11 protein-coding genes and 1 pseudogene are annotated in these 12,599 nt (G+C 67.5%); 8 read left to right on the forward strand and 4 right to left on the reverse strand.

Going from position 1 to position 12,599, the window contains the following annotated elements:
* The first annotated feature begins 332 nt into the window (after positions 1–332).
* The 4 genes from LX81_RS09025 (at position 333) to LX81_RS09040 (ending at position 3,981) form a co-directional block, all read left to right on the forward strand.
* Entirely contained in the window at positions 333–1,868 is a 1,536-nt protein-coding gene (locus LX81_RS09025; RefSeq protein WP_170133891.1) for a CHAD domain-containing protein, read from the forward strand.
* The gene (locus LX81_RS09030; protein ID WP_111536961.1) at positions 1,865–2,608 is read left to right on the forward strand and encodes a ParA family protein; all 744 of its coding nucleotides are present in this window, start codon (positions 1,865–1,867) and stop codon (positions 2,606–2,608) included. Before LX81_RS09025 ends, LX81_RS09030 begins: the two co-directional genes overlap by 4 nt.
* Positions 2,605–3,102 carry a CYTH domain-containing protein gene (locus LX81_RS09035; protein WP_111536962.1) on the forward strand — a complete coding sequence of 166 codons (498 nt, stop codon included), beginning with the start codon at positions 2,605–2,607 and terminating at the stop codon, positions 3,100–3,102. Before LX81_RS09030 ends, LX81_RS09035 begins: the two co-directional genes overlap by 4 nt.
* Positions 3,103–3,252: 150 nt before the next feature.
* Entirely contained in the window at positions 3,253–3,981 is a 729-nt protein-coding gene (locus LX81_RS09040; RefSeq protein ID WP_111536963.1) for a GntR family transcriptional regulator, read from the forward strand.
* Here LX81_RS09040 and LX81_RS09045 read toward each other — a convergent pair.
* From LX81_RS09045 to LX81_RS09060, 4 genes are read right to left on the reverse strand one after another with little or no spacing between them, the layout of a single operon-like run.
* Positions 3,935–4,957: a Gfo/Idh/MocA family protein gene (locus LX81_RS09045; protein ID WP_111536964.1), complete on the reverse strand. Its 1,023-nt coding sequence runs from the start codon at positions 4,955–4,957 to the stop codon at positions 3,935–3,937. The genes LX81_RS09040 and LX81_RS09045 overlap by 47 nt on opposite strands.
* Positions 4,958–4,973: 16 nt before the next feature.
* Positions 4,974–6,269: a TRAP transporter large permease gene (locus LX81_RS09050; RefSeq protein ID WP_111536965.1), complete on the reverse strand. Its 1,296-nt coding sequence runs from the start codon at positions 6,267–6,269 to the stop codon at positions 4,974–4,976.
* A gap of 3 nt (positions 6,270–6,272) precedes the next feature.
* Complete coding sequence (locus tag LX81_RS09055) at positions 6,273–6,827, reverse strand: TRAP transporter small permease (protein WP_111536966.1); 555 nt, start codon at positions 6,825–6,827, stop codon at positions 6,273–6,275.
* A complete protein-coding gene (locus LX81_RS09060) occupies positions 6,824–7,810 on the reverse strand; it encodes a TRAP transporter substrate-binding protein (protein WP_170133892.1) in 987 nt (328 codons plus the stop codon). Before LX81_RS09060 ends, LX81_RS09055 begins: the two co-directional genes overlap by 4 nt.
* A 166-nt stretch (positions 7,811–7,976) precedes the next feature.
* Between LX81_RS09060 and LX81_RS09065 the strand changes: the two genes are divergently transcribed.
* The 4 genes and pseudogenes from LX81_RS09065 to LX81_RS22770 form a co-directional block, all read left to right on the forward strand.
* A complete protein-coding gene (locus LX81_RS09065; protein ID WP_111536968.1) occupies positions 7,977–8,885 on the forward strand; it encodes a dihydrodipicolinate synthase family protein in 909 nt (302 codons plus the stop codon).
* The gene (locus LX81_RS09070; protein ID WP_111536969.1) at positions 8,882–10,618 is read left to right on the forward strand and encodes a dihydroxy-acid dehydratase; all 1,737 of its coding nucleotides are present in this window, start codon (positions 8,882–8,884) and stop codon (positions 10,616–10,618) included. Before LX81_RS09065 ends, LX81_RS09070 begins: the two co-directional genes overlap by 4 nt.
* Positions 10,611–11,408: an amidohydrolase family protein gene (locus LX81_RS09075; RefSeq protein ID WP_111536970.1), complete on the forward strand. Its 798-nt coding sequence runs from the start codon at positions 10,611–10,613 to the stop codon at positions 11,406–11,408. Before LX81_RS09070 ends, LX81_RS09075 begins: the two co-directional genes overlap by 8 nt.
* Positions 11,409–11,942: 534 nt before the next feature.
* Positions 11,943–12,599: pseudogene (locus LX81_RS22770) on the forward strand (transposase family protein); the annotation flags it as partial.

The raw sequence follows: 12,599 nt of genomic DNA on the forward strand, positions 1-12,599 counted from the left end.
AGCTTGACGGGTCCTCACCGCAATCCGTATAGGCACGTTCACATTCGTTAACCTCTGAAGGGATCGCGCGGTGGCTCACAAACCCAGTTTTATCGCCGAGATCGATGACGCCGGCGGGGTCCTCTGGGTCTGGGTCGCCGAGACGCCGAAATCCCAACCGCGCCCGGTACGCGACGCGGCGGCGGAGCGTCTTCGCCTCTCCGGGGCAAGCTGTCACGGAGCGTCGCCCGAGGCGATCGATGCCTGGTTTGCACAGCGATCAGCGGTTTCGGCACCGGCTTCGCAGGCATGATATCCGGCGACCGATCCTCCGGTGCGAGATCGGCGATCGCATGAGCGACCGGGATGGCGGGCCGCGCTGGTTCGGGGGCGACCTCCTTTCGACCGTCGACGCTTCCGGCTCCGGGCAGGAGCGTCTCGAACCCGACGGCGATGTGAGAGAGATTGATGTCCGCCTCGTCGACACGTTCGACGGAGCGCTCGCGGGGGCAGGGCGGCTGCTCCTCGTCGCGGGCCGCGACCTCCTGCTCTTCGGAGATTCGCAGGGCCCGATCGTCCAGGTGACCGCCGCGCCCGGTTTCGTGGCGGAGATGGAAGAGGGACCGGTTCGCGACGCGCTTCTGCCGATCGTCTCGCCTCTCCGTCGCCTGGTCGAGATCGGCACGGCGCGGATGATCCTGCAACGGATCTTCCTCCTCGACGAGATCGAAAAGACGATGGCGCGCGGCGAGGCGGCGGTGCTCGCGACTTCGCCGGATCGTACGATAAGCCTTCTGCGTATGGAGGCCCTGCGCGGCTATGCAAGGCCCCTCGAGCGCGCGCTCGCAGGCCTCGACGCGGCCGAGGGGGTGGAGCGGCTCTCCGCCGGTGCCGCCATCGCAACGCTCGCGCCGCAAGGCGCCGCCTACGACGCGAAGCCCGCACTGGACCTGCCGGACGATGCCCGCGCCTTTCGCGCCGCCAACGCGATCATCCGAGCCCATCTCGACGTGGCCCGGCAGAACGAGACGGGGATCGCCGAGAATACGGACAGCGAGTTCCTCCACGATTACCGTGTGGCGCTGCGCAAGGTCCGCTCCGTGGTCTCGCTCTTCCGGGGGGTCTATGCCCCCGAGACCGCGGTGGAGCTGAAGGCGCGGTTCGGCGCGCTCATGGCGCGGACCGGGCGGCTGCGCGATCTCGACGTCTACATCATCGAGCGCGACGCCTATCTCGGCCTCGTTCCGCCGCAGCTGCGCCCGGGCCTCGCCCTGCTCTTCGAGGATTTTGAGGCGGAGCGGGCGGACGAACATCGTGCGCTCGCGGGGCACCTGCGAAGCAAGGCCTACCGGCGCGAGATAAAGGCCCTAACCAGGCTCTTCGAGAAGCCCGGGAAACGGCTCGGCAAGGGCGACGCGGCCGGTCAGCGCGCCCGCGATCTCGCGCAGCGCCTGATCTGGGCACGCTATCGCAAGATCTGCGCCATCGCCGGGGCGATCGACGCCGCGACGCCCGACGCGGAGGTCCACCGCCTCCGCATCCATTGCAAGAAGCTTCGGTATCTCATGGAATTCTTCGCGCCGTTCTTCCCCGCCGACAAGATCGATCCGCTCGTCAGGTCGCTGAAGAAGCTGCAGGACACGCTCGGTACGTTCAACGATTGCGCCGTGCAGCAGGCCGCGCTCTCGGGCAAACTCCGCGAGCTTGAGGGCGCGCACGACGCCCACCGGCTCGACATCGCCACGAGCCTCGGCGCGCTCCTGTCGGTCCTCGATCAGCGCCAGCGCAAGGCTCGCAACCGCGTCGTCGCAAGCTTCTCCGCCTTCGACGCGAAGACGACGCGTTCCGGGTTTCGCGATCTCTTCAAGGCCGCGAGGGCCGCGGCATGAAGATCGTCGCCTGCTATTCGAACAAGGGAGGCGTCGGTAAGACGGCGACCTCGGCGAACCTCGCCCATGCGCTCGCCGGGGCGGGGCACCGCACGCTCCTCTGCGATCTCGACCCGCAGGGCGCCTCGGGCTTCTATTTCCGCGTCAAGCCGTCGCGAAGGCTCGACGACGAGAGCTTCTTTCGCGACCAGAAGCGGTTCACCGACGCGATCCGGGGGTCGGATTACGAGGGTCTCGACATCCTGCCCGCGAACATGAGTTTCCGCGACTTCGACGTGTTCCTGTCGCGGATGAAGAACGCCCGCTCGCGGCTGAAGAAGGCGCTGAAGGCGGCGGGCGGCGCGTACGACATGGTGGTGCTCGATTGCCCGCCTAATATCTCGATGCTGTCCGAGAACGTCTTCCGCGCCTCCGACGCCGTGATCGTCCCGGTGATCCCGACGACGCTGTCGGAGCGGACCTTCGAGCAGCTTCTGGAGTTCTTCCGCGACAAGAAGCTCGACCCGAAGAAGGTGATGGCGTTCTTCTCGATGGCCCAGTCGTCGAAGAGTCTGCACAATGAGACGATGGCCCGCATGCGCGAGACCCATCGCAGGAGGTTCCTCGACGTGACCGTGCCCTTCGCCGCGGATGTCGAGAAGATGGGCACCCATCGCGCGCCCGTCGCGACGTTCGCCCAAGCGCGCCCCGCGGCGAAGGCGTACGACAAGCTCTGGCGCGAAATCCTGGCTCGCCTGTGACGACCGCGCCTCTCGAGATCGAAAGACGGTTCCTCGTAGCGCGCCTGCCCGACCTCGAGGGGGCCGTGCCGGCCGCCATCCGGCAGGGATATCTGAGCTGGCCCGGCGATCGCGTCGAGCTGCGGCTTAGGCGGTCGGGCGACGCCTGTTTCCTCACGCTTAAATCCGGGTCCGGTCTCGCGCGGGAAGAGCGCGAGGCCGCGATCGACCAAGCCGCGTTCGAGACGTTCTGGCCCGCGACCGAAGGACGGCGGATCGAGAAGACCCGCTGGACCGGCTGGCTCGCGGAGGGCCGGGTCTTCGAGCTCGACCTCTTCGAGGGTGCCCACGCGCCGCTCCGCATCGTCGAGGTGGAGTTCGAGAGCGTAGCCGCGGCCGAGGCCTTCGCGCCGCCCGACTGGTTCGGGGCGGAGGTCACCGGGAATCCCGCCTATTCCAACAGGGTCATGTCCGTCGAGGGCGTGCCATCGGACGCCGGCCCGACGCGGACCTGACCGCGCTCGTCTCTGGCCCGAATTCGCACCGAACATAGCTCCCGCCGATGCGGCAGGGCCATGCCGTCGAACCTTTCCCCGGCGCGGGTGTGATCGCTCCGCAACCGCGTGCTAGAACGGGTGGATGACGTGGCCTGGGACGAGGACCGGATGACCGAGGGAAGGACGGCCTGGCGGGACGGGACCGGAGCGGGGTCCCCCGAGACCGCCGAACTGCCCGAAGTGCAGCTCGCCCGTGCGCTCGAGGCGGAGGTGATCGCCGGCCGTTTCGCGCCGGGCTCGCGGCTTCGCGAGGAGGACATCGCGGGTCGCCACGGCGCGTCGCGCCATCATGTCCGCGCCGCGCTGATGGCGCTCGAGCGGACCGGGCTCGTGGAACGCGAGCGCAACAAGGGCGCCCGCATCCGCACCTTCACGGCGAAGGCGGTCCGGCAACTCTATGACGTGCGGGAGATGCTGACCCGGCAGGCCGCGCTGCGCGTGTCCCTGCCCATTGATGCCGCGAAGATGGCCGATCTCCGCGAGCTTCAGGCCGGTCACGACGCAGCCATCACGACAGGCGATCCCGTAGCGATCCACTTCGCCAACGACCGGTTCCACCACGCGCTCTTCGATCTGTGCGGCAATCCCTACCTGATCGAGCTTCTGCGTGCGGCGATGAATCAGACCTACCTCATCCGTGCCGCGACCACAGCCGACGCAGCGCGGCTCGAGACGGCGCGGCGCGAGCATCACATGATGATCGACCTGCTGGGCGGGACGGATGGATGGGCCTTCGCTGAGCTCGGCGTCGCGCATCTGAGGCCGAGCCAGGAGGCCTATCTCGCGCGGCTCACGCCGGGCCCGGAGGACCGGCGGCGGCGTAGGCCTGCTCGATGATCCGCAGCGTGGCGAGATTGTCCCGCGGATCGGTCTCGAACGGGTCGCCGGAGCGGAGCGCGGCGAGGAAGTGCGCGATCGCGTCACGGTAGGACGCCTTGTAATCGGCGGCGAAATCGACCGGCACGTGTTCCACGACCTCCTCGCCGACCCGGTACCACAATCCTTCGTCGTCGAGCGTGATCGCGCCGTCGAGCCCCAGTAGGTCAAGCCGGTCGATCGCCGCAGCCGGTCGACCATGGGCCATGAAATCGCCCACGAGCGTCACCGTCGTGGCGCCGTCCGCACCCGCCGCGATCATCAGCGTGGCGCGATCCTCGCCCCGTATCTCGCTGCAATCCCGACCCATCCGCGCGGCAAGAAGCTGCATCGGCCCCAGGAGGAAGCGTAAGGCATCGACGTGATGGATCATCACCTCCATCAGGAGCATCCGGTCGAGGCCCCGCATCATCGGCTGCCGGACCAGCGCGGGCCGCGATCCGTCTTCTCGCGCGACGAGCCCGCTTGTCAGGATCCGCATGATCGCCTGGCGCGGCGGCCCGATCCGGCCTGCCTCGATCCAGCGGGCGAGCGTGCGGTAATGCGGGCGGAAGCGCCAGTTCTCGTGCACCATGACCCGCGCCTCGGCCGGCAACTCCGCGACGAGCCGCTTGGCCGCGGCGAGATCGGGCGCGAGCGGCTTCTGGCAGAGGACGGGCAGCCCGCGCGCGACGGCCAGCGCCACATGCCGGGCGTGATGCTCCCGGGGGGAGGCGATGTCGACGGCGTCGATCTCTCCGGCAAGGGCGTCGAGCATCGCCTCCGCATCGTCGAAGCCTCGCGCGATGCCGAACCCTTCCATCCGCGCCTCGCGAGCCGCGGTGTCGGGATCGGCCACGGCGACGACCACCGCGTCGGAAGGCATCGCGGCGTAGGCGTCAAGGTGGTGCGCCGTGACCCAGCCCGCGCCGATCAGGGCGATCCTCAGTGGCGGCATGATGTCTCCTTCCGGTCTAAGGCGCGTATTGCGGCATCACGGCCTGCGGAATCCACAGGACAAGATCCGGGAACAGGACCGCGATCGCGACGACGCCGAGCGAGACGAGGTAGAACGGGATCAGGGCCCGCATCGCCGGGACGATCGGCATCTTGGCGAGCTCCGCCGCGATCAGGAGGCAAAGCCCGTAGGGCGGCGTGATGAGCCCGATGGCGAGGGTCAGCACGATGACGACGCCGAGGTGATAGGGATCGATCCCCACCGACGCGGCGAGCTCGCCCACGATCGGCTGCAGGATGATGATGGCCGGGATCGCGTCCATGAACGTGCCGATCACGAGAAAGACGAGCACCACGAAGATCAGCACGAAGTAGTGCGAGGAAAGAAGCCCGGCTTCCGCGAAGGCCGCGACGACGCTCTGGGGCACGTTATAGAAGGCCAGGAGCCACCCCCAGAGCGACGCGGCGGCCACGCAGAGAAGCGAGAGCGAGAAGAGGCCCACGCTGTCCTCCATCACGGCATAGAGACGCCGGGGGCTGAACTCGCGGTAGGCAACGGCGAGAAGCACGGCATAGAGCGCGGCGACGACGGAAGCCTCCGTCGCGGTGAAGATGCCGCCGATGATGCCGCCGATGACGATCACGGGCACGAGGAGCGCGAGCGCGGAGGCGCGTCCCGTCCGAACGACGCGCCGGGCCGAGAAGGTCTGGTCGGCACCGATGCCGAGCTTTCCCGCGGCGCGCCAGGACCAGATCATCTGCCCTAGACCCACGAGGATGCCGGGCACGATCCCCGCGAGGAACATCGCGCCGACGGAGACGCCTGCGGTGGCCGCGTAGATGATCATCATGAGCGAGGGCGGGATGATGTTACCAAGCGTGGAGGAGGCAGCGGTGACGCCCACCGCGAAACCCTTCGGGTAACCCTCCTTCTCCATCGCCGGGATCATGACCGAGCCCACGCCCATCGTGTCGGCCGAGGACACGCCGGAGATGCCGGCGAAGATCATGCTCACGACCACGTTCACATGGGCGAGCCCGCCACGCAGATGGCCCACGATGGAGCGCGAGAAATCGACCAGCCGGTCCGATATCTTGGCCTCGTTCATCATCTGACCGACGAAGAGGAAGAACGGCACGGCGAGGAGGGGGAAATTGTTGAGCCCGACCCAGATGCGCTGCGTCACGATGCTGAGCGGCACGTCGCCCTGGAGCCAGATCGTGACCGTGGAGGAGATCAGCATTGCGAAGGCGATGGGCACGCGCAGCACGCAGAGCGCCGCGAAGGAGAGGAAGAGGAAGGTGAGCATCATGGCCTAGTCCGCCGGCGGCGGATTGCGCGCGATGTCGCGGTCGCGCCTGAAATCGTCGAGGAGATTGCCCGCCGCATAGAGCGTGGTGAGCGCGGCGAAGGTCGGGATGGCGGCATAGACGAGGGCCATGTTCACCCGGCTGTTCGTCCCGGTGCGGAAGGCGCCGATCTGCGCATAGGAGATGCCCTCGACGACGAGAAACACCGCGAAGGCGATGATCGCGAGATCGGGCAGCAGCGCGAGGACGCGGCCGACCGGGCCCATCGGACCTTGTGCGGCGCCCATCCGCACGTCGATGACGAAGTGGCGCCGCTGCCGCACCGAAAGCGCCGCGCCAAGAAGCGCGGTCCAGAAGAACAGGAACCGCGCCACCTCCTCCGACCAGAGGACGGGGGAATGAAGCACGAAACGGGTGAAAACCTGCATGGCCACGACTGCGGTGAGGGCCAGGAAACAGGCGGTCGCCACGGCTCCATTGACGCGACCGATCCAGGTCAGCAGCCGCTCGAAGAAGGGCGCGGGAGGGTCCCCACGCCCGGCACCGCTCGCTTGCGTCATTCCGCCGCCGCGCGGATGTCCGCCAGCATCTCCTCCTGACCAAGCTCGGCCGCGACCTCGTCCTGCAGCTCCGCGCCCTGCGCGCGCATGGCGTCCGTATCGATCTCGCTCACCGTGGCGCCGTATTCGGTCTCCATCGTCTCGAGCGCGGATGCGTTGCGCTCTACCATCAGCTCGCGCTGCCAGGCCGCGGCCTCGTCCGCCGCCTCGCGCATCGCCGTCTTCTCCTCGTCGCTCAGATTCTGGAAGACACGGTCGGAAATGAAGAGGCCCATGGGCAGGACCAGGTGCCGCGTGTTCGTGAAATAGGGCGCGGCCTCGTAGAAGCGGTTGGCGAGCGCGCCCGACGGATCGTTCTCCGCCCCGTCTATGACGCCCGCCTGAAGCGCCGAATAGACTTCGGAATAAGGCATCGGGGAGGGGAGCGAGCCGAAGAGCTCCCACGTCATCGCGTCTGCCCGGCCACCCATCACGCGGATCTTCAATCCCGACAGGTCCTCGAGCGATTCAACGGGGTGTTCGCCGTTGAAGAGCACGCGGTAGCCCGAAGAGAACGTGTTGAGCAGGCGGACCCCGTAGCGGTCCACGCATGTCTCTTCCAACTCGTCGCCGATCTCGCCGTCGAAGACGGCTGCGAAATGCGCCTCGTCCTCGAACAGGAAGGGCGCGCCGAAAAGGTTCAGCTCCGGGCAGAATTGCGAGGCATGGCTGAACGCGGCGAGCGACATGTCGAGCGTGCCGAGCTGCAAGCCCTCGATCTGCTCCGCCGTGTCGCCGAGCTGTGCCGCGGGATAAAGATTGATCGTCAGCTCCCCATCGGTCTTCTCCGACAGAAGCTCCCCGAACTTTTCGACGCCGAGGTTGAAGGGGTGGTCGCCCGGCTGATCGGTGCCGATACGGAGCGTTTCCTGCGCCGCGGCCCCGGTCGCCGCCGTGCCGATCATCATGACCGCGACCGCACTTCTCAGGATGTTTGTCGACATTCCACGCTCCTCCCAAGCGAATTTGCCGTGAGCATCCCGAGAACGGCCCTTCTTGTCAACATTCCTTTCGGAATACTGCATCATGACCACCTTGATGCCCCCATTGTTGACAATGATGGCGCACCGAGACATTGAAAGTCATCTTTCATCCCGCAGGGAGCTCCACATGACCAGCTGCGCCGGCCTCTGGCCACCTCTCGCCACGCCGTTCCGGGCGGATCTCGCCATCGACCACGATGCGATGCGCCGTCACGCCGCGGCGCTTCTCGACGAGGGCGCGGAGGGACTCGCCATCCTCGGAACCACGTCGGAGGCCAACAGCCTGACACTCGACGAACGGCGGGGCGTGATCGACGACCTGATCGCGGGCGGCATTCCGGCGGCAAAGCTGTTGCCGGGCACCGGCGCCTGCGCCATCGGCGACGCGGTCGACCTCAGCAGGCATGCGACGGCGGCGGGTGCGGCCGGTGTCCTTCTGCTGCCGCCCTTCTTCTACAAGGGCGTTCCGGACGACGGCATCGCGGAATACGTCTCCCGCGTGATCGAGGGCGTCGGCGACGACCGGTTGCGTATCTATCTCTACCATATCCCCCAGATGGCCGGGGCAGGGTGGTCGCTGGACCTCATCGGGAAGCTCCGCGAACGCTTTCCCGGTATCATCGCGGGACTGAAGGACAGTTCCGGCGACTGGCCGGGCACCCGTGCCTTCATCGAGACCTTCCCCGATCTCGCGATCTTCCCGGCTTCAGAAGCGGTTCTGTCGGACGCGATCCCGCTCGGCGCGGCAGGTTGCATCTCCGCAACCGCCAACGTCAACGCGCGGGAGATCGCGCAGCTTCTGGCCACGCTCATGGCGGGCGGGACCGATGCGGAGGCGCAGGCGCGGGTCACGGCGCTGCGGGAGGCGGTGACACGGCATCCGCTCGTCCCCTCGATCAAGGCGATCCTCGCGCGCCGCTACGATGATCCGGTCTGGTCGAACCTGCGGCCACCGCTCTGCGCCCTCGACGACGCGGGCGAGACCAGGCTCCGCGCGGAAGAGGCGGTCACGGCGATCGAGGGCCAGCCGGCATGAGCGATGACGGGGCACGCGGCGATCGTGCCCGGGGCCTGTCTTCGCGTCTCACCCGCTACGGCGACAACGAATTCGCGCTGTTCCTGCGCGAAGCGTTCCTGAAGGCGCAGGGTCTTGGTGCAGATGCGCTCTCGCGCCCCGTCATCGCGATCTGCGGGGCGGGATCGGATTTCAATCCTTGTCACGCCACGGCGCCGAAACTCGTGGAGGCGATCTCTCGCGGCGTGATGATGGCGGGGGGCCTGCCCCTCGAATTCCCGACGATCTCGCTCCACGAATCCTTCTCGCACCCGACCAGCATGTACCTCCGCAATCTCATGTCGATGGACGTGGAGGAGATGTTGCACGCGCTGCCGCTCGACGCGGCGGTGCTCGTCGGCGGCTGCGACAAGACGGTGCCCGCGCAACTCATGGGCGCGATCAGCGCCGACATGCCGACGGTCTCCGTCGTCGTGGGCCCGATGCTCACCGGCGCGCATGAGGGCGAGCGTCTCGGCGCCTGCACGGATTGTCGCCGCCTCTGGGGGGAGCATCGCGCGGGCCGTCTCGACCGCTCGGGGCTCGACCGGGCTCATGGACGCCTCATGCCGAGCCACGGCACCTGCATGGTGATGGGCACCGCCTCCACCATGGCCTGCATCTCCGAGGTGATGGGTTTCCTCGCGCCGGGCGGCGCCACGATCCCCGCCGTCCACTCCGAACGGCTCCGCCAGGCGGAGGAGGCAGGGATGCGCGCCGTCGCGATGGCGCGCGCCGGCGGTCCGACCGCGCGCAGCCTCGTGACGGAGGCGAGCATCCGCAACGCGGCGGTGGTCCTGCAATCGCTCGGGGGCTCCACCAACGCGGTGATCCACCTGGCCGCCATCGCCCGCCGCGCGGGGATCGAGCTCACACTCGAGGAGATCGACGCGATCGGAAAACGCACGCCGATCCTGTGCGATTTGAAGCCCGTAGGGCGGAACTACATGCAGGACCTGCACGCCGCGGGCGGACTGCCCGCCCTGTTGCGCAACCTCGCGCACGCGAGCGACGATCTCGACCTTTCCGCGCAGGCGGGCGATGGACGGCCCTGGTCGGAGGTGCTCGCCGACTGGCCCGAATGGTGCGACACCGATATCATCCGGACGCCCGATCGGCCTGTCGTGCCGGGTGCCGCGCTGACCGTCCTCCACGGCAGCCTCGCGCCCGATGGCGCGGTCGTGAAGCGCGCCGCGCTGAGCGGGCACCTGATGGCGCATGAGGGACCCGCGCTTGTCTTCACCTCGCTCGACGATCTCGACGCGCGCCTCGACGATCCCGACCTGCCGGTCACCGCAGACCACGTCCTGGTGTTGCAGAATGCCGGTCCAGTGGGTGCGCCGGGGATGCCGGAGGCGGGCTCGATCCCGATCCCGAAGAAGCTCGCCGCCGAGGGGGTCAAGGACATGGTGCGGATCTCCGACGGGCGGATGTCGGGCACGGCCTACGGCGCCGTCATCCTTCACGTCTCGCCGGAATCCGCGATCGGCGGGCCGCTGGCGCTCGTGCGCGACGGGGATCGCATCCGCCTCGACGTGGAGGAGGGACGCATCGACCTTCTCGTGGGAGAGAAGGAGCTGGACGCGCGCCGGGCGGCATGGCGCGCACCCGACCGCCCGGTACGTGGCTACGCGCGGCTCTTCCACGACCACGTGACGGGCGCCGAGCGCGGCTGCGACTTCGACTTCCTCGAAGGCCATCCGGACGATGCCTGAGGCGCGCCCCGCGATCTGGGACGCCCATGCCCATGTGATCGGGGACCCCCAGGCATATCCGTTGGCGCCGAACGCGAGCTACACCCCGTCAGAGGCCCCGCTCGCAGAGTATCTCGCGCTACTCGACACGCTCGGGGCAGAGGGCGGCACGCTCGTGCAGCCGAGCATCTACGGCCACGATCACAGGTGCCTTCTCGACGCGATCGCCGATGCCGGAGGGCGTCTCAGCGGGGTGGCCGTTCCGGCGCCCGGGACCGCGCGGGCCGATCTGTCGATGCTGCACGCGGCGGGGGTCCGCGGTGTGCGCTGCAACCTCATGCATCCGGGCGGCCTTTCGATCGCCGACACGCGGCCCTGGTGGGATTGGATGGCGGAACAGGGCTGGCACCTGCAGGTCCAGTTCGACGCCTCCGCGACCGATCCCTCGACGCTGATCCCCGACCTGCCGGTGCCCGTCGTCGTGGACCACATGGGCTATCCCCGGCGAGGACCAGACCCCACGGCGTTACGCCCCTTCCTAGACTGGTTCGCGGGCGGGTCGGCCTGCGTCAAGCTTTCCGCGCCCTATCGCTACAGCGCCGATCCCGCGCCGCACACCGATGCCCAGAGCCTTGCCGCCGCGCTTCTCGACATCGCGGCGGATCGGTGCCTCTTCGCCACGGACTGGCCGCACACGGAAATGAAGCATCCGGTTCTCGACGACCGCGCCTGGCGCGAGACGGTCGAAGTGCTGGCCGGGAAGCGCTGGCCGGAGATGCACGCTGCCGCGCGGAAACTCTACCGTCCATGACGCACCGCGCCGAACCAGGGTCCTGTCTCCGATGCGTGGCGAGGATGAAGACGGGGTAACGGGGCGGACCAAGACGGCGACGATGAATAGGGTCACCTTCCTTTATCGTGTGGACCGGTTTGAAGCTTGGTACATGGCGGGAGCCAATGACGTTTGCCGGGGCAGTCCGCCGTAGCAAAACTGCTGAAGACGCCCACCCGTGCGGACAGTCGAAAGCATGAACCTGCGATGACCATCCACCTCGCCGTCGATCATTAGTGCTTCGGTACGCAGGCAGATAGTGGAACACGCTCGATAGTACCGCGCACTGAAATGCCGATCCGGGCGAATTCCCCCATCCCTATCATACGGTCCGCGCGGTCGGGAACCGATTTGGGGGATACGCCGATGCGATCCCTGCGATCGACCTATGACAGGCCGCCGATATGGCGAACCGAGACTGCACGACGCCCGAGCGTCACCTGCAGGTGCGCCTAGGTGTTTGATCCCACGGTTTGATGGTGTGATCCTTTCGAGGGAATGGAAGGAAGCCCTATGGGACAGGTTCGTCACGGGAGCGCCACGACCACGCACGCCGTCAGAGTTTCAATACAGCGATCGCAAGCTTCGCTCTCGCAGCTGAGCGGGGAACTGGGGATCAATCCGAAGACGGTCGCGAAGTGGCGGAAGCGGGCAACGGTCGAGGATCTGAAGACCGGTCCGAGGGAGCCGCGCTCGACAGTTCTGACTGAGGCGGAGGAGGCGATGATCGTCGCGTTCCGACGTCACACGCTACTGCCGCTGGACGATTGCCTCTATGCGCTGCAGCCTACGATCCCGCACCTGACGCGGTCAGCCCTGCACCGGTGCTTTCAGCGGCATGGCATCTCGCGTCTGCCGGACGTCGAGGGGGACAAGCAGAAGCGGCAGAAGTTCAAGCACTACCCAATCGGGTTCGGCGGGACATCGCGGGTCCATCCACGATGTCTTCTCCGCCTCACTCCACATCGACATTGCAGAGGTGCAGACCGCTGAAGGAAAGCTCTTTCTCTTCGTGGGCATCGACCGGACCAGCAAGTTCGCGGTCACCCAGCTCGTCGAGAAAGCCGACAGGAAGACGGCGTGGGAGTTCCTGCAGCACATGCTCGAGGCATTCGGCGGGTCGCCTCATCCTATCAGGTCCACACGATCCTGACCGACAATGGCATCCAG

Origin of the sequence: Palleronia aestuarii, assembly GCF_003253995.1 — a bacterium.
In the GTDB taxonomy this organism is placed as follows: Bacteria; Pseudomonadota; Alphaproteobacteria; order Rhodobacterales; family Rhodobacteraceae; genus Palleronia; species Palleronia aestuarii.

What these genes read in the sequence shown, in the direction of transcription:
- LX81_RS09030 (WP_111536961.1), top strand. Translation starts at nt 1,865, where the DNA reads ATGAAGATCGTCGCCTGCTATTCGAACAAGGGAGGCGTCGGTAAGACG.
- LX81_RS09065 (WP_111536968.1), top strand. Translation starts at nt 7,977, where the DNA reads ATGACCAGCTGCGCCGGCCTCTGGCCACCTCTCGCCACGCCGTTCCGG.
- LX81_RS09045 (WP_111536964.1), bottom strand. Translation starts at nt 4,957, where the DNA reads ATGCCGCCACTGAGGATCGCCCTGATCGGCGCGGGCTGGGTCACGGCG.
- LX81_RS09055 (WP_111536966.1), bottom strand. Translation starts at nt 6,827, where the DNA reads ATGACGCAAGCGAGCGGTGCCGGGCGTGGGGACCCTCCCGCGCCCTTC.
- LX81_RS09060 (WP_170133892.1), bottom strand. Translation starts at nt 7,810, where the DNA reads ATGTCGACAAACATCCTGAGAAGTGCGGTCGCGGTCATGATGATCGGC.
- LX81_RS09050 (WP_111536965.1), bottom strand. Translation starts at nt 6,269, where the DNA reads ATGATGCTCACCTTCCTCTTCCTCTCCTTCGCGGCGCTCTGCGTGCTG.
- LX81_RS09070 (WP_111536969.1), top strand. Translation starts at nt 8,882, where the DNA reads ATGAGCGATGACGGGGCACGCGGCGATCGTGCCCGGGGCCTGTCTTCG.
- LX81_RS09075 (WP_111536970.1), top strand. Translation starts at nt 10,611, where the DNA reads ATGCCTGAGGCGCGCCCCGCGATCTGGGACGCCCATGCCCATGTGATC.
- LX81_RS09040 (WP_111536963.1), top strand. Translation starts at nt 3,253, where the DNA reads ATGACCGAGGGAAGGACGGCCTGGCGGGACGGGACCGGAGCGGGGTCC.
- LX81_RS09025 (WP_170133891.1), top strand. Translation starts at nt 333, where the DNA reads ATGAGCGACCGGGATGGCGGGCCGCGCTGGTTCGGGGGCGACCTCCTT.